At 47.6% G+C, this 20,550-nt stretch carries 25 protein-coding genes and 1 tRNA gene; 23 read left to right on the top strand and 3 right to left on the bottom strand.

Annotation, left to right across the window (positions count from 1 at the left end; genetic code table 11):
• Positions 1 to 430 precede the first annotated feature (430 nt).
• The 12 genes from rpmH to I8J30_RS29810 all read left to right on the top strand — a co-directional run bounded on the left by rpmH (position 431) and on the right by I8J30_RS29810 (position 11,286).
• Positions 431 to 565 (top strand): 50S ribosomal protein L34, encoded by a 135-nt coding sequence (rpmH, locus tag I8J30_RS29865; protein ID WP_090574515.1) that lies wholly within the window; start codon positions 431 to 433, stop codon positions 563 to 565.
• Positions 566 to 752: 187 nt separating this feature from the next.
• Positions 753 to 1,100, top strand: a complete 348-nt coding sequence (gene rnpA, locus I8J30_RS29860; RefSeq protein ID WP_210664077.1) for a ribonuclease P protein component — start codon at positions 753 to 755, stop codon at positions 1,098 to 1,100.
• Positions 1,101 to 1,239: 139 nt separating this feature from the next.
• A complete protein-coding gene (locus I8J30_RS29855; protein WP_091224662.1) occupies positions 1,240 to 2,016 on the top strand; it encodes a YidC/Oxa1 family membrane protein insertase in 777 nt (258 codons plus the stop codon).
• On the top strand, positions 2,013 to 2,681 hold the full coding sequence (gene jag, locus I8J30_RS29850) for an RNA-binding cell elongation regulator Jag/EloR (RefSeq protein WP_210664076.1): 669 nt from the start codon (positions 2,013 to 2,015) through the stop codon (positions 2,679 to 2,681). The genes I8J30_RS29855 and jag overlap by 4 nt, the downstream gene beginning before the upstream one ends.
• A gap of 77 nt (positions 2,682 to 2,758) precedes the next feature.
• Positions 2,759 to 4,138: a tRNA uridine-5-carboxymethylaminomethyl(34) synthesis GTPase MnmE gene (gene mnmE, locus I8J30_RS29845; protein WP_210664087.1), complete on the top strand. Its 1,380-nt coding sequence runs from the start codon at positions 2,759 to 2,761 to the stop codon at positions 4,136 to 4,138.
• A 32-nt stretch (positions 4,139 to 4,170) separates the two neighbouring features.
• Positions 4,171 to 6,060: a tRNA uridine-5-carboxymethylaminomethyl(34) synthesis enzyme MnmG gene (gene mnmG, locus I8J30_RS29840; RefSeq protein WP_210664075.1), complete on the top strand. Its 1,890-nt coding sequence runs from the start codon at positions 4,171 to 4,173 to the stop codon at positions 6,058 to 6,060.
• A 2-nt stretch (positions 6,061 to 6,062) separates the two neighbouring features.
• Complete coding sequence (rsmG, locus tag I8J30_RS29835) at positions 6,063 to 6,785, top strand: 16S rRNA (guanine(527)-N(7))-methyltransferase RsmG (protein WP_210664074.1); 723 nt, start codon at positions 6,063 to 6,065, stop codon at positions 6,783 to 6,785.
• Between the two features lie 158 nt (positions 6,786 to 6,943).
• On the top strand, positions 6,944 to 7,765 hold the full coding sequence (gene noc / locus I8J30_RS29830) for a nucleoid occlusion protein (RefSeq protein ID WP_091224666.1): 822 nt from the start codon (positions 6,944 to 6,946) through the stop codon (positions 7,763 to 7,765).
• 94 nt (positions 7,766 to 7,859) lie between these two features.
• Positions 7,860 to 8,633, top strand: a complete 774-nt coding sequence (locus I8J30_RS29825) for a ParA family protein (RefSeq protein WP_091224667.1) — start codon at positions 7,860 to 7,862, stop codon at positions 8,631 to 8,633.
• On the top strand, positions 8,614 to 9,465 hold the full coding sequence (locus I8J30_RS29820) for a ParB/RepB/Spo0J family partition protein (RefSeq protein WP_210664073.1): 852 nt from the start codon (positions 8,614 to 8,616) through the stop codon (positions 9,463 to 9,465). Before I8J30_RS29825 ends, I8J30_RS29820 begins: the two co-directional genes overlap by 20 nt.
• A 120-nt stretch (positions 9,466 to 9,585) precedes the next feature.
• Entirely contained in the window at positions 9,586 to 10,758 is a 1,173-nt protein-coding gene (locus tag I8J30_RS29815; RefSeq protein ID WP_210664072.1) for an aminotransferase class V-fold PLP-dependent enzyme, read from the top strand.
• 30 nt (positions 10,759 to 10,788) lie between these two features.
• Positions 10,789 to 11,286 carry a DUF4446 family protein gene (locus I8J30_RS29810; protein WP_210664071.1) on the top strand — a complete coding sequence of 166 codons (498 nt, stop codon included), beginning with the start codon at positions 10,789 to 10,791 and terminating at the stop codon, positions 11,284 to 11,286.
• On the opposite strand, the gene yyaC is transcribed toward I8J30_RS29810, so the two are convergent.
• Positions 11,255 to 11,848, bottom strand: a complete 594-nt coding sequence (yyaC, locus tag I8J30_RS29805) for a spore protease YyaC (RefSeq protein WP_210664070.1) — start codon at positions 11,846 to 11,848, stop codon at positions 11,255 to 11,257. The genes I8J30_RS29810 and yyaC overlap by 32 nt on opposite strands.
• Before the next feature lie 151 nt (positions 11,849 to 11,999).
• Here yyaC and I8J30_RS29800 point away from each other — a divergent pair, with 151 nt between their 5' ends.
• The 3 genes from I8J30_RS29800 to I8J30_RS29790 all read left to right on the top strand — a co-directional run bounded on the left by I8J30_RS29800 (position 12,000) and on the right by I8J30_RS29790 (position 12,697).
• Positions 12,000 to 12,239: a putative Se/S carrier protein gene (locus I8J30_RS29800; RefSeq protein ID WP_091224672.1), complete on the top strand. Its 240-nt coding sequence runs from the start codon at positions 12,000 to 12,002 to the stop codon at positions 12,237 to 12,239.
• A gap of 64 nt (positions 12,240 to 12,303) precedes the next feature.
• The gene (locus I8J30_RS29795; protein ID WP_210664069.1) at positions 12,304 to 12,546 is read left to right on the top strand and encodes a DUF951 domain-containing protein; all 243 of its coding nucleotides are present in this window, start codon (positions 12,304 to 12,306) and stop codon (positions 12,544 to 12,546) included.
• Between the two features lie 60 nt (positions 12,547 to 12,606).
• A tRNA-Ser gene (locus I8J30_RS29790) sits at positions 12,607 to 12,697 on the top strand.
• A gap of 544 nt (positions 12,698 to 13,241) precedes the next feature.
• On the opposite strand, the gene I8J30_RS29785 is transcribed toward I8J30_RS29790, so the two are convergent.
• Positions 13,242 to 13,421, bottom strand: a complete 180-nt coding sequence (locus I8J30_RS29785) for a YjzC family protein (protein ID WP_091224674.1) — start codon at positions 13,419 to 13,421, stop codon at positions 13,242 to 13,244.
• Positions 13,422 to 13,661: 240 nt separating this feature from the next.
• On the opposite strand from I8J30_RS29785, the gene rpsF reads away from it, so the two are divergent.
• The 3 genes from rpsF to rpsR are packed head-to-tail and all read left to right on the top strand — an operon-like array spanning position 13,662 to position 14,818.
• A complete protein-coding gene (rpsF, locus tag I8J30_RS29780) occupies positions 13,662 to 13,946 on the top strand; it encodes a 30S ribosomal protein S6 (RefSeq protein ID WP_210664068.1) in 285 nt (94 codons plus the stop codon).
• A 41-nt stretch (positions 13,947 to 13,987) separates the two neighbouring features.
• On the top strand, positions 13,988 to 14,521 hold the full coding sequence (locus I8J30_RS29775; protein ID WP_091224676.1) for a single-stranded DNA-binding protein: 534 nt from the start codon (positions 13,988 to 13,990) through the stop codon (positions 14,519 to 14,521).
• Positions 14,522 to 14,539: 18 nt separating this feature from the next.
• A complete protein-coding gene (gene rpsR / locus I8J30_RS29770) occupies positions 14,540 to 14,818 on the top strand; it encodes a 30S ribosomal protein S18 (protein WP_090574546.1) in 279 nt (92 codons plus the stop codon).
• A gap of 60 nt (positions 14,819 to 14,878) precedes the next feature.
• Here rpsR and I8J30_RS29765 read toward each other — a convergent pair whose 3' ends face one another.
• Positions 14,879 to 15,232: a DUF4870 domain-containing protein gene (locus I8J30_RS29765; protein ID WP_210664067.1), complete on the bottom strand. Its 354-nt coding sequence runs from the start codon at positions 15,230 to 15,232 to the stop codon at positions 14,879 to 14,881.
• A gap of 182 nt (positions 15,233 to 15,414) precedes the next feature.
• On the opposite strand from I8J30_RS29765, the gene I8J30_RS29760 reads away from it, so the two are divergent.
• From I8J30_RS29760 to rplI, 5 genes are all read left to right on the top strand, one after another.
• Positions 15,415 to 16,500, top strand: a complete 1,086-nt coding sequence (locus I8J30_RS29760) for an LCP family protein (RefSeq protein WP_210664066.1) — start codon at positions 15,415 to 15,417, stop codon at positions 16,498 to 16,500.
• A 117-nt stretch (positions 16,501 to 16,617) separates the two neighbouring features.
• Positions 16,618 to 17,058 carry a CBS domain-containing protein gene (locus tag I8J30_RS29755; RefSeq protein ID WP_210664086.1) on the top strand — a complete coding sequence of 147 codons (441 nt, stop codon included), beginning with the start codon at positions 16,618 to 16,620 and terminating at the stop codon, positions 17,056 to 17,058.
• Between the two features lie 164 nt (positions 17,059 to 17,222).
• Complete coding sequence (locus I8J30_RS29750; protein ID WP_240548483.1) at positions 17,223 to 18,125, top strand: DUF2232 domain-containing protein; 903 nt, start codon at positions 17,223 to 17,225, stop codon at positions 18,123 to 18,125.
• A gap of 19 nt (positions 18,126 to 18,144) precedes the next feature.
• On the top strand, positions 18,145 to 20,106 hold the full coding sequence (locus tag I8J30_RS29745; RefSeq protein WP_210664064.1) for a DHH family phosphoesterase: 1,962 nt from the start codon (positions 18,145 to 18,147) through the stop codon (positions 20,104 to 20,106).
• Complete coding sequence (gene rplI, locus I8J30_RS29740; RefSeq protein ID WP_091224681.1) at positions 20,103 to 20,546, top strand: 50S ribosomal protein L9; 444 nt, start codon at positions 20,103 to 20,105, stop codon at positions 20,544 to 20,546. Before I8J30_RS29745 ends, rplI begins: the two co-directional genes overlap by 4 nt.
• Positions 20,547 to 20,550 lie beyond the last annotated feature (4 nt).

Below are 20,550 nucleotides of genomic sequence, written 5' to 3'. Positions count from 1 at the left end.
ACATATTCATCATAGCAAAATAACCCTTGATATTCAACGATTCCGCCGATTTTATCCACAAATTCTATAGGTTGTGTATAATAGTTATCGACAACACTAGATATTGTTTATATCTTGTTACCAATTCGACATAATACGGGAATCTCCGATAAATTCATCCACATGTTATTAAATTATCAATCTAATGGCCCTGTTTATACTTTTATCCACAGCCTGGCGTTGGAGACTCTTCCCACAGCTGTTTCTGGTTGACTTTTGGGCCCCTGCATGGTTTAATTGAAAAAGGCGTTTTTTCACCGATGGACGCTCGTGGTTTGGCTATCTCGGCTGCGCAGCTGTTCACGCTTAGAAAAAACTGATGATCGCTAATCGCGCCAGACGATAGAAATAGTAATGGAGATTTGAGTAAGGTATAGGAGGTGCATTGATAATGAGACCGACATTCAGACCGAACGTTAGCAAACGCAAGAAAGTTCATGGTTTCCGTAAACGCATGGCTTCCGCAAACGGACGTAAAGTGCTAAGCGCCCGCCGTCAACGTGGAAGAAAAGTATTGAGCGCGTAAACCTTAAGACCACATTACGTGGTCTTTTTTTCTTTTTTACGGCAAGAATAGAGGAAGAAGAACGTAATGTGGGCTTCCTTATAATGAGGGAGAGACGATTGGTCACATGATGATCTTAGGAGAGTTATGTGGGCGAGAGCCCTTTTTCCTACAGATATATAAATAAAGGTCCGGTGAAGGTGTACCCGTGCAAAGAAAATTGCGATTGCGTAACCGCGAAGATTTCAGCCGGATTTATCGGAACGGCAAATCATTCGCAAACAGCCAATTTGTCGTTTATTGGTCGCGCCAGCTGCAGGCGGATCCATTACGGCTTGGTGTATCGGCGAGCAAGAAGATCGGGAATGCCGTCGTTCGCAATCGAATGCGGCGTCTTGTGAAGGAAATTGTCCGAGGGCAGAAGGACCGTATAACCGGGCAGCTGGATCTGATCGTTATTGTGAGGAAGCCGGCGGTTGGTCTGGAGCTGAAGGAACTTGAAAAAAGCATGCTTCACGTATTGAAACGAGCAGGTCTTCTAAAGACTCCACGGTAAGGTGTGTAATCGCTTTTATGTGAGCAGGAGGCTTGTTTCTTTGTGCCATAAAATGTGATATAGTTTACGTGAATATGAAAATGCAACTGGTCCTTGTTTTTCGGACCTTACGCTATCGGTATGCAGAGAGGAGATTTACATGTTGTCCCGTATTTCGAAACGAACATGGCTGACGGCAATTGCATTAATTGCGGTCATGCTTTTCCTGAGCGGCTGTTCATCGGCTACTCACACGGTATCAATGACTGACCTGGAACACGGTAACTTCTGGCAGAGAAACGTAGTGTATTATTTCTCATTAGTACTCGAAACTTTTGCCAAATGGTTTGGCGGCGAGTATGGCATTGCGATCTTGCTAATGGTTATCATCGTCAGAACGTTGATTCTACCGCTTACGATTAAACAATACCGCAGCTCGAAGGCCATGCAGGCATTGCAGCCGGAGCTTGCGAAATTGAAAGAGAAGCACAAGGACAACCCTCAAAAGCAGCAGGAAGAAACAATGAAGCTGTTCCAACAGCATAAAGTTAACCCGCTTGCCGGCTGTCTGCCTCTGCTCGTGCAAATGCCGATTTTCATTGCGCTTTACAATGCGATTTATATGAATGAAAACATTCGTGAGCATACATTCCTGTGGCTGGAGCTTGGAGAGAAGGACCATACTTATGTGCTGCCAATCTTGGCTGCCATCACTACGTTCATTCAATCCAAGATGATGTCGTCGCAACAGAAAACAATGCCGGCGATGCAAGGGATTATGATGATTTTCCCGGTATTGATCTTCGTTATGGCGTTGTCTTTCCCGGCTGCATTGCCGCTTTACTGGGTATTCAGCAATATCTACACCATTGTGCAAAACTATTTCCTATATGTACGCAACTCACCTAAGGGCAAGGAGAGTGTACCTGCGAAATGAAGAAAATCGTAGCATCGGGCAAAACGATCGAAGATGCTGTACAAAATGGTTTAACGGAATTGCAAGTGTCAGCGGATCGCGTTAATGTAACTGTTCTCGAGAAACCGTCCAAAGGTTTATTCGGCTTGATCGGTGCGCGAGCTGCGAAAGTGGAGCTCGTGCTTGTACCAGTGGTCGAGCAAGTGAAGACGCCATCGGTTAGTGCGGCGGCAGCCAAAGATCCGCTCCTTGAAACGGAACGATTCATCACCGAAGTGGCAAGAACGATGGGGCTTGACATTACGATTGCTCGTAACGATTCAAAAGACGGTTTAACCCTCGCGTTATCGGGAAGCGGCGATCTTGGCATGCTGATCGGGCGTAGAGGCCAAACGCTTGACGCTTTGCAATACCTGGTCAACATTGTGGCCAACCGTTATTCCAACAGCCATCTTCGCATTGTGCTTGATGCGGAAGATTTTCGCGAGCGTCGCCGGAAGACGCTTGAGGATTTATCCGATCGGCTGGCGGGACATGTTATCCGTACACGCAAAGAAGTTGTACTGGAGCCGATGTCCCCGCACGAGCGGAAGATCATTCATTCGCAATTACAGAACCACGCCAAGGTTAAAACATTTAGCAAAGGCGATGAACCAAATCGCCGTGTCGTGATTACGCTCAAGTAGAAGCATACAGCTCTTTTTCAGCAATGGCTCTTTAATGGTCATTGCTCATTTTTTTAAATATGAGGGAAAATAACATGATGATTCAAGACACGATTGCCGCCATTTCGACTGCTGTCGGAGAGGGCGGCATTGCCGTTATACGGGTAAGTGGACCAGAGGCAATTGCCGAAAGTGCAAAATGTTTCCGATCCAAATCGAATATTGTCACGGCTGATTCGCATACCGTCCATTATGGGCATATCGTGGATCCCATCAGCGGCGAAGTCGTAGAAGAGATTTTGCTGACGATTATGAGGGGTCCGCGTTCGTTTACGTCAGAAGATGTCGTTGAACTTAGCACGCACGGCGGTGTTGTGGCGGTTAAACGCGTCCTGGAGCTGCTGCTTCGTTCCGGGGACGTTCGGATTGCAGAGCCCGGCGAATTTACGAAGCGTGCGTTCCTGAATGGGAGAATCGATTTGACGCAGGCGGAGGCGGTCATTGATCTGATCCGCTCGAAGTCGGACCGCGCATTCTCGGTTGCGATGAAGCAGGCCGAAGGGATGCTGTCGAAGAAGGTTAAAGCGCTTCGTCACAATCTGATCGAGCTGCTTGCGCATATTGAAGTGAATATCGACTATCCGGAGCATGACGTGGCTTCCATGACGAGCGATTATATCCGTGAACGCTGCGGTGAGGCATGCGCCGAAATCGATCGATTGTTAAAAACGGCAAGCGAAGGCAAGATATTAAGAGAAGGCATTATGACGGCAATTGTGGGCCGGCCCAATGTCGGCAAATCTTCGCTGCTTAATGCGCTGGTACAGGAAAACAAAGCGATTGTCACGGACATTCCGGGCACAACGCGTGATGTTATTGAAGAGTACGTGACACTTGGCGGCATTCCGCTGCGATTGCTTGATACGGCCGGTATTCGCGAAACTGCGGATGTGGTGGAACGGATCGGAGTGGAACGCTCGCGCTCAGCGCTTGAGGAAGCGGATTTGATCTTGTTCGTGCTGAACGTGAATGAAGAGCTGCATCCGGATGACCGGCTGCTGATGGAGCAGTTTCGAAATCGGCCGGTTGTAGTATTACTGAATAAGACGGATTTACCTGTCGTGATGAACACCTCTGAGGTTGAAGCGATATTCTCCCCCGAGCAAATTGTTCGTTTGTCGGTTCTTCACGAACAGGGGCTTGAAACGCTGGAGGATGTCATTAAACGTATGTTCTTCGGCGGTGAGCTGGAGTCCGCGGATTTGACTTATGTCAGCAATGTTCGACATATTACGCTGCTCGGCCATGCCCGCCAGTCGCTTGTAGATGCCATGGAAGCGACAGATATCGGGATACCGATTGATATTGTGCAAATTGATGTGCGTACCGCTTGGGAGCAGTTAGGCGAATTAATAGGTGATTCGGTATCCGATTCGCTTATCGATCAAATTTTCTCGCAGTTCTGTTTAGGTAAATAATTTTAGTTGTAATGGCAAGGAGGGATAAAGTAATGGGATATCATGCAGGGGATTTTGATGTCATTGTGGTCGGTGCCGGTCATGCTGGTGTAGAAGCTGCACTTGCTGCTGCGCGAATGGGTTGCGAGACGCTGTTGCTTACGATTAACTTGGATATGGTGGCTTTCATGCCATGCAATCCGTCGATCGGCGGACCGGCAAAGGGCCATGTCGTGCGTGAAATTGATGCGCTTGGCGGAGAAATGGGACGCAACATCGATAAAACGTTTATTCAAATGAGGATGCTTAATACGGGTAAAGGCCCGGCTGTTCACGCGCTGCGCGCGCAAGCGGATAAATTCCTTTATCAGCACTTCATGAAACAAACGATAGAAGAAACCGATCATCTGACGCTTCGCCAAGGAATGGCGGAGGAACTCATTATTGAGGATGGCGCTTGTGTAGGTATTATTACGAAGACCGGTGCAGAGTATCGGTCAAAAACCGTTGTCGTGACGACGGGCACTTATCTGCGCGGGAAAGTGATTATGGGTGAGCTGATGTACGAGAGCGGGCCGAACAATCAGCAGCCTTCCGTTAAACTGTCCGAAAGCTTGCGCTCGCTTGGTCTGCAGCTTGTGCGTTTCAAAACGGGAACGCCGCCTCGCGTGCATAAGGATACGATTGATTTCTCCAAAACCGAGATTCAACCCGGTGACGAGAAACCGAAATTTTTCTCGTACGAAACGGAGTACTCCGATAATGAGCAGCTGCCTTGCTGGCTGACGTATACTTCGGAGGAAACACATAAGATTATTAACGATAATCTTCATCGTGCTCCTATGTTCTCCGGTGCCATTGAGGGAACAGGTCCACGATATTGCCCATCTATTGAAGATAAAATCGTACGCTTCGCCGATAAACCGAAGCATCAGATCTTCTTGGAACCGGAAGGAAAAAACACGTCGGAGTACTATGTGCAAGGACTCTCCACAAGTATGCCTGAGGATGTGCAGCTAAGCATTCTCCGTTCTATTCCAGGTTTGGAAAAAGTTGAGATGATGCGCACGGGTTATGCGATCGAGTATGACGCCGTCGTTCCAACACAGCTGTGGCCATCTCTTGAAACGAAGGTTGTTCCGGGGTTGTTCACAGCTGGACAAATTAACGGAACATCCGGTTATGAGGAAGCGGCAGGACAAGGCGTTATGGCTGGGATTAACGCTGCGCGTAAAGCACAAGGGAAACCGCCTGTTATCATCGATCGTTCGCAAGGTTATATCGGCGTGCTCATAGATGATTTAGTGACGAAGGGAACTACAGAGCCGTATCGCCTTTTAACTTCGCGTGCGGAATATCGGTTGTTGTTGAGACATGACAATGCTGATATGCGTTTGACGCCAACGGGGTATGAGATTGGCTTGATTTCGGAAACGCGTTATCAGAAGTTTACACAGAAGAAGCTGTTGGTGGAGCAAGAAATTGAGCGTTTGAAATCCGTTAAGATTCGTCCTGACGAATTAACGCTGCAATTGCTGGAGGAAGCACAATCGACTCCGATTCAACAGACAACAGACGGACTTTCCTTGTTAAGACGTCCGGAAGTTTCCTACGACATCATTGATCGACTGTCTCCATCCCCTGAAGTGCTTACAGATGATATGAAAGAGCAAGTTGAAATTCAAATTAAGTACGCAGGATATATTGAGAAACAGCAGCAACAAGTTGAGCGCCTTGCTAAGATGGAGAAGAAACGCATTCCTGACGATATTGATTATATGGCTGTCAACAATCTCTCCAAGGAAGCGAAAACAAACTTGTCCAACATTCGTCCGTTGTCGATAGGGCAAGCATCACGCATTGGCGGTGTAACGCCGGCTGACATCTCTATTCTTCTCGTTTATTTAGAACACTACAATAAGGTTGTTGCAGCACGGGGGTAACCATGAACGCTACCGAAACTTGGTTCACTGAATTATTGCAAAAGCATGGAGTGGCGCTTTCGCCGCTCCAGCTGGAGCAGTTTCAAACGTATTATGAACTGCTTGTGGAATGGAATGAAAAAATGAATTTAACAGGCATTACGGAGAGAGAAGCGGTGTATGAGAAACATTTCTACGATTCCGTGACTCTCTCTTTCTTTGTGAAAATGGACAAAGTATCATCATTGGCCGATATTGGGTCAGGTGCCGGATTTCCAAGCCTACCATTGAAAATTTGTTTCCCTCATCTTAAAATTACGATTATAGATTCGTTAAACAAACGAATTCAATTTTTACAGCATGTTGTGCAAACTCTTCAGCTTCAGAACGTGCAATGCGTTCATGGTCGTGCGGAGGATATTGCGCACCTGGCTAATCATCGTGACGCTTATGATGTTGTCACCGCTAGAGCGGTTGCACGGCTTAGTGGCTTAAATGAGTTATGTCTCCCATTTGCACGCAAAGGTGGGGTGTTCGCTGCAATGAAGGGTTCTGATCCTGCTGAGGAATTGAATGAATCCAAACGCAGTATGACCGAGCTCAAAGCGAAGCTTACTTCTGTTGAACATTTAAAGCTGCCTTTCGAGCAATCGGATCGTCACATTCTCCTGATGGAGAAACTTAGCGCTACACCAGTGAAGTATCCAAGAAAAGCAGGTTTACCTCTGAAACAACCTATTATATAGTGATAATGGATTGATTTTGTTTCACGTGGAACATTTTGTTGGCGGACACAATTGTTTCGATAATAAATGTCTGTCAAGCAGGAAATCAACTTACAGCCGGCGAATTATAGTAGGAACGACAATACTCGGCACTTTGAAATCGGGTGGTAGTTGACGATATGAAAGAACAGTTCTCTCGTTTATTTGGATTGAGTGACTCCAAAAGTGTAAGTCAAGATGAAGTGAAGCAGCTCCCGATTGAGGATGTAGATACAAGTCCTTATCAACCGCGGACTGTTTTCGACGATGATCGAATTGATGAACTCAGTCAAACCATCCGCACACACGGCGTCATTCAGCCGATCGTAGTCAGGGTGCGTGGTGGCAGATATGAAATCATCGCAGGCGAACGGCGCTATCGTGCAGTTAAAAAGCTCGGTCTTGAGACAATTCCGGCTATCATTCGGGAATTTAACGATTCTCAAGCCGCTTCAATTGCCCTGATTGAGAACCTTCAACGTGAAGGTCTCACTTCCATCGAGGAAGCGGTCGCGTATCAGAAGCTTATTGATCTACACAATCTTACGCAAGAAAGCTTAGCTCAGCGTTTGGGCAAGAGCCAATCCACGATTGCCAACAAGATCAGACTTCTTGGTCTCGGTGATACAATTAAGAATGCACTGATGGAACGTAAAATCACGGAGCGTCATGCAAGAGCATTGTTATCGCTTGATACGGAAGAGCTGCAGCTGAAAGTGCTGGATGACATTGTTACGAAAGAGCTAAACGTGAAACAAACGGAAGCTCGAGTGGCGTTCTATAAAGAGGCTACTAAAACGAAAAAGCCGAAGCGGGTTTCCTTTACGAAGGATGTACGTCTGGCGCTTAATACAATAAGACAATCTATTGATATGGTTTCGGGATCGGGCTTGCAAATTAAGACCAACGAACAAGATTACGAGGATCATTACGAAATCGTAATCAAAATTCCGAAACGATAATAACGATTCAAACAGCCGTCCGAACTAGGGACGGCATCGTCATTTAATCGTTTCATATGGCATCAATAAAGTAATCAGCATAGAGGTGAACGGTTTGTCTAAAACGATAGCAATAACGAACCAGAAGGGCGGTGTCGGAAAAACGACCACGTCCGTTAATCTGGGTGCATGTCTGGCGTCGCTTGGCAAGAAAGTATTGCTCGTAGATATTGACCCGCAAGGCAATACGACGAGCGGAATTGGAATTAACAAAGCAGACGTCGCACATTGTATTTACGATGTGCTTATTAATGATGTTCACCCTAAAGATGCTACTTGTTCTACTAATATTGAAGGACTTAATATAATACCAGCTACGATTCAGTTGGCCGGTGCGGAGATAGAGCTTGTTCCAACGATTTCTCGCGAGCAGCGCTTGAAGAAGTCACTTGCCCTGGTTAAGAACCAGTATGATTACATCCTTATTGACTGCCCGCCATCATTGGGTATTCTAACGATTAACTCTTTAACTGCATCTGATTCTGTTATTATCCCTATTCAATGTGAATATTACGCGCTGGAGGGCTTGAGCCAGCTCTTAAATACAGTACGTCTGGTTCAGAAGCATCTGAACACTACGCTTCAAATAGAAGGTGTTTTACTTACGATGTTTGATGCTAGGACTAACCTAGGCATTCAAGTAATCGAAGAAGTGAAGAAGTACTTCCAACAAAAAGTGTACCAAACGATTATCCCAAGAAACGTTCGTTTAAGCGAAGCTCCTTCACACGGACAATCTATCATAACTTACGATCCAAGATCCAAAGGGGCAGAGGTGTATCTTGAACTCGCGAAGGAAGTGATTATGTATGAGCAAGCGGCTAGGTAGAGGACTTGATGCGCTTATCCCATCGCTATCTGTAAGCGAAGATGATAAAGTTGTAGAAGTTTCGTTAACACAGCTTCGTCCGAATCCGTATCAACCGCGAAAAACGTTTGATGATGATGCGATTAAAGAACTCGCCGAATCGATCAAACAGCATGGCGTCATTCAACCGATCATTGTTCGCACCGTACTTAAAGGGTATGAAATCATCGCCGGCGAACGACGGTTCCGTGCATCGCAGCTATGTGGCAACACAACTATACCTGCAGTAATTCGCAACTTCTCCGACCAACAAGTAATGGAGATTGCGCTGATTGAGAATCTACAACGTGAAGATCTCAATGCTATGGAGCTCGCAATTGCTTACCAAGCGCTCATGGACAAATTCGATTTAACACAAGAAGAGCTTTCCATGAAGGTAGGTAAATCGAGATCGCACATCGCAAACTTCCTGCGTTTGTTGTCATTGCCGGAACAAATCAAAGATAATGTTTCACGTGGAACAATTTCAATGGGGCATGCAAGGGCAATTGTGGGTGTGAAGGAAGATGCACGCAAAAAGGAACTTGCTGAGTTGACCATTACAAATGAGTGGAGCGTTCGTCAATTAGAAGAAGCGATTAAAAACTTGGATCAGCCAACGGCTGAGAAACCGAAATCGCAATCTTCCAAAAAACGTGATCCTTATATTGATCAGCTGGAAGAAACGCTGCGCGAACAATTCAAGACAACGGTGAAGATTAAACAGCAGAAGGATAAAGGGCGCATCGAACTCCTCTATTACAATAAACAGGATTTAGAACGCCTATTGGAATTGCTGCAACAGTTATCTTAATACTAAAACTCAAATAGCATACTCGATTGGGAATCCCCGTTTGAAGTAGGGGTGCCAATCGAGTATGCTATTGTTAGCATTAAAAGGTATTTCGCTTTGTTGGCAAGAGGAGGGGTAAGAATGCAGCAGAAAACGGATAAGGGATTAATTTATCTCGATCATGCGGCAACGTCATGGCCTAAACCGGCCAGTGTAATTGAAGCTGTGGTGGAAGCGATGGAACGAGATGGTGCGAACCCCGGAAGAGGCAGCCATGCGATGGCTGTTCGGGCAAGCCGGATTTTGTTCAACACGAGAAAAGTGTTGGCAAAGCTGTTCGCGATATCCAATCCCAATGATATCGCATTTGCATTAAACACAACCATGGCACTTAACACTGCAATAAAAGGAATGCTGAATAAAAGTGATCATGTAATCGCCACTGCAGTCGAACATAATTCCGTACGCAGACCTTTAGAATACCTCAAGCGAGTAATCGGTATTGAGGTTAGTTACGTCGAACCCAATGAAGCAGGGGAACTGGATGCGAAGCAAATTGAGACTGCCATACAACCTAACACAAAGCTAGTTATTGTGAACCATAGTTCGAATTTATTGGGATCCATTCTGCCTGTTGCTGATATTGGAGAGATTACACGTAAACACGGAATAAAGCTGCTTGTCGATGCTGCGCAAACGGCGGGGTTATTGGAAATAAACGTGGAGCAGATGGGGGTTGATATGCTCGCGTTTCCGGGCCATAAAGGGCTGCTGGGGCCGCAAGGGACAGGTGGGTTGTATATTCACCCCAACGTGGAACTGGAGCCTCTCCTGCACGGTGGTACGGGCAGTCAGTCGGAGGCGATAGAGCAGCCAACGGTTCGTCCAGACAGGTATGAAGCGGGCACTCAAAATGCAGCTGGAATAAATGGGCTGAAGGCCGGGGTGCAGCATATTCTGCATGAGACGGTGCAAAACATCCATACTAGAGAATGGATGCTGACACAGCAATTGATGGAGGGACTTTATGAGTTGAACGGAGTTCATATCCTTGGCCCGGAGCTCGGTAAACCCCGGACCGGAATCGTGTCCTTCGTTTTGCCGGGAGCAGATCCATCCGAAATTGGATTTATTCTGGATCAGCATTATCAAATCGCTGTTCGCACAGGGTTCCATTGCACTCCACTCGCACATGAAATTGCAGGGACGAAGGATACAGGGGCAATACGCGCAAGCGTGGGATGCTTCACAACAAAACAAGAGGTTGATGCGCTTATAGCGGCTGTGAAGGAAATCAAGCAGCACTACAGTTAATGTGCTTTAAACGGGGGAGAGTAAGACATCATGAATGAACTGATTGAGAGACCGTCTGATTGGATAACGATTGGACTGCTTGTTGCTGTTTTGATATTGTTGGTGCGCAGTTTTGTTATCGGAAGCAAATTGAAACGACTGCGTAAAAGTTACACGCAGTTTATGAGCGGTGCAGGGGTCGAAGAGCTGGAAAGCGTCATCTTAGAGCTGAAACAGCGCCTAAGTACGCAGGAAGAAGGACAGAACAAGCTGAAGCAAAGCGTCCATACGCTGAATGATACACTGAAGAAGAAGAAGGGCAACATCGGTATCCATCGTTACAACGCTTTTGCTGAACGAGGGAATGACTTGAGTTTCTCAATAGCAGTGATTGATGATACTGAGGACGGAATGGTACTTAGCGGCATTCACGGCCGAGAGAATACCTTCGTGTACGCCAAGCCGGTGCAAGAAGGGCAATCGAAGTATCCGCTGACCCCGGAAGAGAAAGAAGCCATCAGTCTTGCGTTGCAGCGGGAATCGAAGTAGGGCGTACGCATTTCATGATGGATAAGAACAGGCTGTGTGCAATAATATCAGACATACGCATAACAAGATGAAGCCGAGTGTTTTGCAAAACAAAATACTCCATAAATCCACCGACATTTACGATGCCTGTAATGTGGATGTCACCGACAGGCGGCAGATCTTTATTAACACCGGCACCCGGACGGACAGGACCAGAGCCGACTTGAATACAGCCGACGCTTGCGGCTTGACCTAAGCAGGCATCAATACCAATGACAAAAGGCTTACGGACAAACTTGTTGATGTCGATCAGTGTTTCGTCCAAGTTCATCGCATGAACAGGTTCCTCCAGGGTGCCATAAAGATCGAAGAAAGGGCTCCGATATTTGCTTAGAGAAGTGCCGACAAGAGGACCGAGCGAATCGCCTGTGGAACGATCAGTACCTACACATACAACAACAAGCCTACGATCAGAAGGGACGTTGTCCAAAAGGTACGTGATGCGGTTCATCAGAAGTCCTGTAATGTTGGGTTCTGTGTACGGTACTTTGAGCGGTGTTTCTTTCATTCCCGGCAATTTCATAGATTATCCTCCCGCCAACTCTATGAATTCCTACAACCTATCGATAGAGAAACAGTTGTTATCACTTGGTTACTAGTATATGGATGGGACAACCATTTTATACTTGTTTAACTGAGGAACCTGCAATAAAACAATCAGGAGGCGCAAACGCATGCTTATTGCCTTTGACTCCACCCAGCAGGCTCTGCGGGCGGAAATGCTATTAGAATATGCGGATATTGAAATAGATATCTGTCCAACGCCGAAGCAAATTACTGCGGGCTGCGCACTATCCATTCATTTTCCGGAGAGTGATCTGCTAGTCGTGAAGGATGTCATCAACCAAGAGAATGTTGAGATTAGGGGAATATTTAAACAGGTTGAGGATCGGTACGAGCCCATTGAGTTATGAGGCTTAAAGGGATACGATAGAGAGTGGAAATAGAAACAGCTTTAGGGGAAAGGGGCGGACTGTTATGGAGAGGAAGCAGTTTGAACTGGGCGATGTTGTACAAATGAAGAAGCAGCATCCATGTGGAACAAATGAGATGGAGATCATTCGCATGGGGATGGATATCCGAATCAAATGCGTAGGCTGCAAACATAGCGTTCTCATACCACGTGCGAAGTTCGAGAAAAACTTGAAAAAAGTACTCCGTTCGAAAGCAGATGAGGGCTCGAATGAGGGCGAAAGCGCCAATGGAACATCAAGCAATTAATGCTTGCATTTGGACGAGCCCCGTGGTAAGATAAATTCTGTTCTGCTGATTCACCTTTATGGAGAGGTACCCAAGAGGCCCAAGGGGGCTGACTCGAAATCAGTTAGGCGTGTCAAAGCGTGCGTGGGTTCGAATCCCACCCTCTCCGCCATATTTTAATCAATCAACGACCCGGGCGGGTCGTTTTTTTGTTTGCATACAAAGGTTAATTGTAAAGCGAGATAGATGCTTGTTCACCCAAAGTCTCCAAAGCAGAAAGAGCAGGAGACGCTGTAATAACGCCATCGTTCGTTAACCGGACATTCTTAGCAATATGCTGAGAAAAAGGGTGCTCAGGAACGCTTATTTCTTGTGTCGCAGGCAAAATGGGGAACAGGGTCCTCAAGAGTGCTTTTTCTTGTATTGCAGGCACAATGGAAAAAAGGGCTCTCGCGAGCCCTTCTCCGACGGTGTTTGATTTAGAAAACAGTCATCACTACAAGCTCTTCGTAAGAAACCTCGGTTCACCGGTCTTTAGTCGGTGTGCGTGTGTTACAGACACTGGTCTTTGGCACATCCCTCCGCTTCTATGCTGAGTGGACAAAATCTCCTTGAGGTTCGTACATGCATGGGTTCAACGGAACCACACCTCTCTTTACACCGTCACAACTATAATGCGCAGGTTGTTTTTCTTCTATACAAGCATTCGCGAAAAATCAGTACATTCGTTTCCACTTGCGATCCTTATTCGAAAGGGCCGGAAACTTGTCGCCTTTCGCCAATCTTACCTTCTGCGGATTGTTGACGCCCATATGGAAAGAAGCTTCGCCGATTTCAATATACAACCCGTCGTTAGGCGCACGGTCGCCTTCTCGAAATTCTGTCCATTCACCCATTAATGAATTACACCTCCAGTGCGGTTGCACAAATGAGGACGACGCAGAGATTCCGTCCTGATCATTAGTGTGCAACAAATGAGGGCGGAACATGAACGGAAGAAAGAGGTAGGCGAATGGATTGAATCAATACTTGTCAAGAGGGGACTAAGTTTGGTATAGTATTCAGGTATGCGAGAAATTAACTCGCTCCTTGCTCCCTTTTAAGGGGGCCGCATAGTCCAAGAGGAGGTGAAACATATGCGCAAATACGAAGTGATGTACATCATTCGTCCGGATGTGGAACAAGAGTCGGTACAAGCTTTGACTGACAAGTTCCAAGCAATCATCGGAAACGGTGGAGAGGTCACAAAGCATGACGTGATCGGTAAACGCCGCCTTGCGTATGAAATCAACAAGATTCGTGACGGTATCTACGTACTGGTACATTTCAACGCAACTCCAGAAGTTGTTGCTGAACTTGACCGCGTCATGAAAATTACGGATGAAGTTATCCGTTTCTTAGTTGTTAAAGATGTAGCTTAGTCTCATCAACGCAAGGATGTTTCGATTGGAGGCGATAAACGATGTTGAACCGTGTTATTCTCATCGGTAGATTAACAAAGGATCCTGAAATGCGCTATACGCCGGCAGGTGTTGCGGTAACGCAATTTACACTTGCGGTGGATCGTCCGTTTACGAGCGGTGGTCAGAACGAAAGGGAAGCGGATTTTATTCCGATCGTTACTTGGCGTCAGCTCGCCGAAACTTGTGCGAACTACTTGCGCAAAGGCCGCCTAACGGCGGTTGAAGGCCGTATCCAGGTGCGGAATTACGAGAACAACGAAGGCAAACGGGTCTACGTGACTGAAATTATTGCCGATAACGTTCGTTTCTTGGAATCCGGTAACCGTGAGAATGGTCCGCGTGATGAGGGTGCGGCAAGTTATGGCAGCGGAAACGGTAACTACGGTGGAGGCAACTCACAAGGTGGCACCAGCGGTGGTAATCCACAGGGTGGAGGCCGTTCGGGAGGCACACCAAGGAACAACAATAGTCGTGATCCGTTCTCAGATGACGGACGCCCGATCGATATATCGGAAGATGATTTGCCATTCTAACTGAAAGGACGGATGAACATGAGCTTTAAGCAAAGAGATGGTGGCGACGAGCGTCCAGAACGCAAATTCGGCGGTCGTAAAGGCCGTAACAAACGCCGTAAAGTATGTTTCTTCACAGCTAACAAAATTACGCACATTGACTATAAAGATACGGACCTGCTTCGTAAATTTATCAGCGAGCGCGGCAAAATTTTGCCACGTCGTGTGACTGGAACAAGTGCAAAGTATCAACGTCTTCTGACTGTAGCGATCAAACGCTCCCGTCAAGTAGCGTTGTTGCCTTACACAACGGAATAGGACGTAACGAAGAGGCAGCCAATCGGCTGCCTTTTTTTGTGCGCGTATAAATCGATCCCGTTAAAACTTACTTGCTTGCTGCTCCGCATAATCGCCGATAATCGGAAGCTTAAACCTTTTACCCTGCAAGGCGAGGAGCATTAATGCAATCCATAATATAAATGACAGCGGAGCAAGTAAAAAGCCAAGCAGCCAGCCGATAAACGGGATAAAGCCGAGCACAATATTAATGACAACCAGTACGACAGATATGAGGATCGATTGCATGGCATGGAATTTCACGAAATGGCTTCGCTTCTCCAGGACAAGAAACAAGATGCCGGTTACAAAGCTGCCTAAATAACAAAGCAACCCGACAATCTTAGGGTCAATGCCGGTCGATGACGGATCAGGTCCAAATAACGGTGCTTGCATAATGACGCTCCCTCCCTTTGTAGGTATGTATTCAAGCTTGGGCTAAACTATGCTTGGTTGAAATGACCAGAATTGACAAAGGAAAATCGTTAACCATTTGTAACTTTCGACTCCACATAATCGTTTAAAATTAGGAAACCACGTGTAAATAGATTTGTAGAGAATGGAGCGTTACAACGAATATGCAACCGAGAAAATCACGACGAACGTATAAGTGGCTTGCAGCTATCCTCGTTATCGTAGTACTGGCGGGGACAGTCGGCTATTTTAATCGAAATGCGCTTGCGATGTGGGGCTTTGATGTGTTCTTATCCGGATCGGTTAAGGACAGGCTCGAAAATTCGTATCAGCCGCTGGAAGGCCATGAGCCCGTAAAGACAACGTATAAGCCGGAGGAACCATTCTCCATGCTGCTGCTCGGCGTTGATCAGCGGGATAAAGAGGTAGGCCGCTCTGATACGATGATCTACACCGTTATCAGACCGAAAGACGGCGCTATTCTGATGGTTTCCATTCCCCGTGACACGTATGTCGACATCGTAGGGAAAACAACGAAATCAGGTAATCAATGGGAAGATAAAATCACGCATGCCTATGCTTTTGGCGGAGCGAAAATGTCGGTAGAAACCGTCGAAAGGTTATTCAACAACACCATCGATCATTATGCTACAATTAACTTTACCGGCTTCCGCGAAGTCATCGACGCTATGGGCGGAATCGCACTTCCGATTACGGAAGATCTGGTTAATGATGACCCGGATCACGAGAAGTTCGTTGTTAAGGCCGGTAAAGAGCTCTACAATGGCACTGAAGCGCTCAACTTTGTTCGGTACCGTGAAGATGCAGGCGGCGATACGAGCCGTGCAGGACGTCACCAGCAGTTCTTAAACGCAATCATGACTAAAGCTTCGCATGTCCAGCAGTGGACGAAGATTCCTGAACTTATTTCAATTATGGGTGACAATTTCACAACCGATTTAACTCCGCAGCATATGATTGATTTGGCGAAGAGCATGCTGCAAAGCGACAACCGCACGATTTACAGTCACACGTTGAAGGGCAACGGACATCGTAAAGTGAATCACGGCGCTTGGTACTATTTTGCGGATGAAGAAGATTTAGCTGCAACGCAACAGTTGATTAAGGCATGGCTGGATCCAGCGAAAACGAAAGCAGAGCTGCCGCTTCCGGAGGAATACCAGGTTAAAGATCAGAAGCCTGTGCAGTCGTTGTCGTCCCAAACGAAAGCAGCATCAGAGAAGCATTAACGGCAATGCGGCGCTGAGATGACATCAAAGGCGCACGTCAAGCTCGTCAAGCTGCAGCTAGGCCCGGAGCTCTTCACGAACAAGAAAGACAAAGTAGAAGGGAATGGGAACATCAACATGAATATTGCTTTTTTTCTGCTGCCTAAGCAAGAGGTGGTATGGTTGACGCTCGATGCAACACTGCGTCAAACACTCGAGAAGATGGAGCATCACCGCTACACGGCGGTACCGATACTCGACAATCAGGGCGGATATGCAGGCACATTAACTGAGGGCGATCTGCTGTGGTATATGAAGAACAACCCGCAAGTGAGCTTTGATCAGACGAACAAAGTGAAGCTGTCGGATGTGCAAATGCGCATGGCAAATAAGGCCGTCCAAATTGATGCCAATATGGAGGATTTGATTTCACTGGCGAAGGTGCAGAACTTTGTGCCTGTCGTGGATGACATGAACCGTTTTATCGGCATTGTGCGCCGAAGCGACATCATCGACTACTGTGAAGCCATTATCTTAAATCAACATAAACAAGCCAGCAAAGAAATGGCAGCCGGCTAAATCAGACGCCGTCCTCGATCCCAGAGGACGGCGTTTTGTCGTTCTTGCGGTGGGGGATTGCGCTGCTGCTGGACAAGGTCCCCTGTGTTGCCGGAATTGTTTTATGATATAATGGGGAGTAAATCATTAGTTCTGTACTAGTAAATCAGCAAGAGGTGAACGGTTTGAAAACCGGCTTAAAGTCAATTCTTTGGAGCTTCTCGGCGTTAATTCTACTGCTCATGGTAGCAGTCCCCGTTCTGAATGCGCTGGCTGCGGCAGTATTAATGGTACCAACGGTTATCCTTTATACGACGTTGTCCAAGCGGGCATTTACGCTGCATATGGCAGCCGTATATGGAATTGGCGTTATCATTATGGGACTGCCTGCCTTAATCGTTGGACTGTTTTTCTTAGTTCCATCGCTTGTTATGGGGCATTACTACCGAAAAGGGGCTCCTGCCCGGAAGGTCTTAACCGCTACCGTATTAACGGTGCTTGCCCAGCTTCTGCTGGAGCTGGTTGTGTTTGACCTCGTATTCGATTTTTCCTTAATGAATGAAATTCGCGAAATGATTACGAAAACAGTGGACAATTTGAGGGAACAAGGGATTATGCCGAGTGTGTGGACGGCAACCGTGACGGAATCGTATGTACAAAGCTTGATTCATTCCATTCCAATGGCGCTTATTACCGTTTCATTCCTGCTTGCGGTTATCACGCATGCGATTGCGGCGCCAGCTCTGCGTTCAAGCGGTCTAACGATTTCGCATTTGCAAGCGGCGCGCGAGTGGAGATTGCCGCGGATTTTTGTGTTTTACTACTTGGTCGTACTCATAGCGGATATGGCTACGCCGAACACGGGCTCATCGTTCATGACGGTGACGCTTCATAATTTAGTGCCGCTCATGCAAATGGCTTTCTCCATTCAGGCGATGGGTTTCTTCTTCTTCCTGGCGCATGAACGCAAGTGGAACAAAGCGATCCCGGTGCTTCTGTCGGTAGTTGTCGCGATTTTCCAACCGTTTAGCTTGATTGGGGTCATTGACGCAGCTTTCCCAATCCGTAAAGCGTTTAAGAAATCGTGATACGGAGGCGAATGAAACGATGCCAAAGTTTTTAATTAACCGCTGGCACGGCATGCACCATCTGTGGGCATTCGTGCTTATGATTCTGTTGACGGTCACACTTGCTTTCTATGAATGGAAGCTCGGCATGTTGGGGCTACTGCTCTGCGGCGCGGTTGGTTTCTACTCGGTTATGGCCGAGCGCGCCTTCCGCCGCGATTTGAAGGTCTATCTGGGGACGCTGTCGTATCGGGTGAAGAAAGCCGGTAATGAGGTGATCAGCGATCTCCCGTTCGGAATCATTCTTTATAACGAAGACAAAACGGTAGAATGGCACAATGCGTTTGTCACGCACATGCTGGAGCGGGAGTCTGTTGTCGGCGATTCCCTGGAAGATTTGTTCCCTACGCTCTCGCAGGCCAAAGAACGCGAAGGTACAGTAGAGGCGCATGTCGGCAACTCGGTATATGAGCTGCAGTTCCGTTTCGACGAGAGGCTGCTCTATATCCGTGATATGACGCAGCGCTGGCAGCTGGCTAAGCGGTATGAGGAAGAGAAGCTGGCGCTTGGCATCGTCATGATGGATAACCTCGATGAGGTTACACAAGGCATGGACGATCAACAGCGGAGTACGCTGCTTTCGAAGGCAACTGCGGAAATTACGGACTGGGCGAATAAGTTTCATGTGTATTTGAAACGGCTCACCTCCGACCGCTACTTGGTTATTACCGACATGCGCACGCTCAAGCAGCTGGAGCTGTCACGGTTTGTCATCCTCGATGAGGTGCGGGAGATTACCGCGGAGAATAAGATTCCGATGACGCTCAGCATCGGCTTCGCCGCAGGTGCCGAAAGCGTCGTGGAGCTCGGCCACTGGGCGCAAATCAGTCTTGACTATGCACTTGGACGCGGCGGCGATCAGGCAGCGGTGAAGGTCGGTCAGCGCCAGTCATTCTATGGCGGGAAGTCCAATGCCGTTGAGAAGCGGACCCGTGTTCGGGCGAGGGTTGTCGCGCATGCACTGCGCGATTTGATCAAGGACAGCGACCGCGTCGTCATTATGGGGCATAAAATGCCGGATATGGATGCGATCGGCGCTTCCATTGGCGTGCTGAAGGCTGCTATGCTCTTTAATAAAGAAGCGTACATCGTGCTGGAGGGCGTTAACCCTTCGATTCAGAAAATGATGGAAATGCTGAGGGAAGAAGAGCGGATTGCCAAGCGATTTATTACGCCCGAGCAAGCGAAAGAGCTGATTAACGGCAATACGCTTATCGTGGTCGTCGATACGCATAAAGCATCGATGGTGAAAGAACCGAAGCTGCTGACGCAAACGGAAAAAATCGTGGTCGTCGATCATCACAGACGCGGTGAAGAGTTTATCTCGAACGCGATCCTGGTCTACATGGAGCCGTACGCATCCTCGACTTGTGAACTAATAACAGAGCTTCTGCAATATATTAACGACCGCGTGCTGCTGGATGTCAGAGAAGCCACGGCGTTGCTCGCGGGGATTACCGTGGACACGAAGAGCTTCTCGCTTCGCACCGGCTCGCGGACTTTTGAAGCGGCATCGTTCCTGCGCCGCAATGGGGCGGATTCGACCTTGATTCAGCGGATGCTGAAAGAGGACTTGGCCGAATACATTAAGAAGGCAGAGATTATTAAGCAGGCTGAGATCGTCTATGAGCATATTGCCATCGCGATGACCGAGCAAGGCCGGCAGTATTCGCAGCTGCTCATAGCGCAGACGGCGGATACGCTGCTTAATATGACCGACGTGCTGGCATCCTTCGTCATCGGAGAGCGGCCGGACGGTCTGATCGGCATCAGCGCCCGCTCACTGGGCCATATGAACGTACAAGTGGTCATGGAGCGCATGGGTGGAGGCGGACATTTAACCAATGCCGCCGCTCAGCAAGAAGGAACTGTGGTGGAAGTAGCGCAGCGCCTCAAGCAGGTGCTGCAAGAACTCGATAAGGAAGAGGGGTTATTCGAATGAAGGTAATCTTTTTGCAAGATGTGAAGGGGCAAGGTAAGAAGGGTGAGGTTAAAGAGGTGTCGGAAGGGTACGTGCGCAACTTCCTATTTCCGAAGAATTTGGCAAAGCCGGCTTCCGATGGCAACCTGAAGACGCTTGATATTCAGAAGGCGTCCGAGCAGAAGAAGAAGGAAAAAGAAAAAGAAGATGCAAAGGCGCTTGCGGAACGTCTGGAAGCGATGAAAATCGTTGTGAAAACGAAAGCCGGCGAAGGCGGTCGTTTGTTCGGTGCCATCACAAGCAAGCAAATTGCGGAGTCGCTCGAGGCGCAAGGCGTCAAAATCGACAAACGCAAAATCGAGCTGGAAGAGCCGATCCGTACGCTCGGCGTTACGCAAGTATTGGTAAAGCTGCATCCGGAAGTGAAAGCGAAGCTGAGTGTACATGCTACGGAGGAATAAAAGC

Source organism: Paenibacillus lignilyticus, assembly GCF_017942085.1.
GTDB classification, from domain to species: Bacteria; Bacillota; Bacilli; order Paenibacillales; family Paenibacillaceae; genus Paenibacillus_Z; species Paenibacillus_Z lignilyticus.
The sequence above is the reverse complement of the archived record's forward strand: the minus strand, read 5'-3'. Positions and strand labels throughout refer to the sequence as shown.

What these genes read in the sequence shown, in the direction of transcription:
- rpsR (WP_090574546.1), top strand. Translation starts at nt 14,540, where the DNA reads ATGAGCTTTAAGCAAAGAGATGGTGGCGACGAGCGTCCAGAACGCAAA.
- rpmH (WP_090574515.1), top strand. Translation starts at nt 431, where the DNA reads ATGAGACCGACATTCAGACCGAACGTTAGCAAACGCAAGAAAGTTCAT.
- yyaC (WP_210664070.1), bottom strand. Translation starts at nt 11,848, where the DNA reads ATGAAATTGCCGGGAATGAAAGAAACACCGCTCAAAGTACCGTACACA.
- I8J30_RS29765 (WP_210664067.1), bottom strand. Translation starts at nt 15,232, where the DNA reads ATGCAAGCACCGTTATTTGGACCTGATCCGTCATCGACCGGCATTGAC.
- I8J30_RS29785 (WP_091224674.1), bottom strand. Translation starts at nt 13,421, where the DNA reads ATGGGTGAATGGACAGAATTTCGAGAAGGCGACCGTGCGCCTAACGAC.
- rplI (WP_091224681.1), top strand. Translation starts at nt 20,103, where the DNA reads ATGAAGGTAATCTTTTTGCAAGATGTGAAGGGGCAAGGTAAGAAGGGT.
- noc (WP_091224666.1), top strand. Translation starts at nt 6,944, where the DNA reads ATGAAAGAACAGTTCTCTCGTTTATTTGGATTGAGTGACTCCAAAAGT.
- jag (WP_210664076.1), top strand. Translation starts at nt 2,013, where the DNA reads ATGAAGAAAATCGTAGCATCGGGCAAAACGATCGAAGATGCTGTACAA.
- I8J30_RS29775 (WP_091224676.1), top strand. Translation starts at nt 13,988, where the DNA reads ATGTTGAACCGTGTTATTCTCATCGGTAGATTAACAAAGGATCCTGAA.
- I8J30_RS29855 (WP_091224662.1), top strand. Translation starts at nt 1,240, where the DNA reads ATGTTGTCCCGTATTTCGAAACGAACATGGCTGACGGCAATTGCATTA.
- I8J30_RS29745 (WP_210664064.1), top strand. Translation starts at nt 18,145, where the DNA reads ATGCCAAAGTTTTTAATTAACCGCTGGCACGGCATGCACCATCTGTGG.
- I8J30_RS29755 (WP_210664086.1), top strand. Translation starts at nt 16,618, where the DNA reads ATGAATATTGCTTTTTTTCTGCTGCCTAAGCAAGAGGTGGTATGGTTG.
- rsmG (WP_210664074.1), top strand. Translation starts at nt 6,063, where the DNA reads ATGAACGCTACCGAAACTTGGTTCACTGAATTATTGCAAAAGCATGGA.
- I8J30_RS29795 (WP_210664069.1), top strand. Translation starts at nt 12,304, where the DNA reads ATGGAGAGGAAGCAGTTTGAACTGGGCGATGTTGTACAAATGAAGAAG.
- rpsF (WP_210664068.1), top strand. Translation starts at nt 13,662, where the DNA reads ATGCGCAAATACGAAGTGATGTACATCATTCGTCCGGATGTGGAACAA.
- I8J30_RS29800 (WP_091224672.1), top strand. Translation starts at nt 12,000, where the DNA reads ATGCTTATTGCCTTTGACTCCACCCAGCAGGCTCTGCGGGCGGAAATG.
- I8J30_RS29815 (WP_210664072.1), top strand. Translation starts at nt 9,586, where the DNA reads ATGCAGCAGAAAACGGATAAGGGATTAATTTATCTCGATCATGCGGCA.
- I8J30_RS29810 (WP_210664071.1), top strand. Translation starts at nt 10,789, where the DNA reads ATGAATGAACTGATTGAGAGACCGTCTGATTGGATAACGATTGGACTG.
- I8J30_RS29760 (WP_210664066.1), top strand. Translation starts at nt 15,415, where the DNA reads ATGCAACCGAGAAAATCACGACGAACGTATAAGTGGCTTGCAGCTATC.
- I8J30_RS29820 (WP_210664073.1), top strand. Translation starts at nt 8,614, where the DNA reads ATGAGCAAGCGGCTAGGTAGAGGACTTGATGCGCTTATCCCATCGCTA.
- mnmG (WP_210664075.1), top strand. Translation starts at nt 4,171, where the DNA reads ATGGGATATCATGCAGGGGATTTTGATGTCATTGTGGTCGGTGCCGGT.
- mnmE (WP_210664087.1), top strand. Translation starts at nt 2,759, where the DNA reads ATGATTCAAGACACGATTGCCGCCATTTCGACTGCTGTCGGAGAGGGC.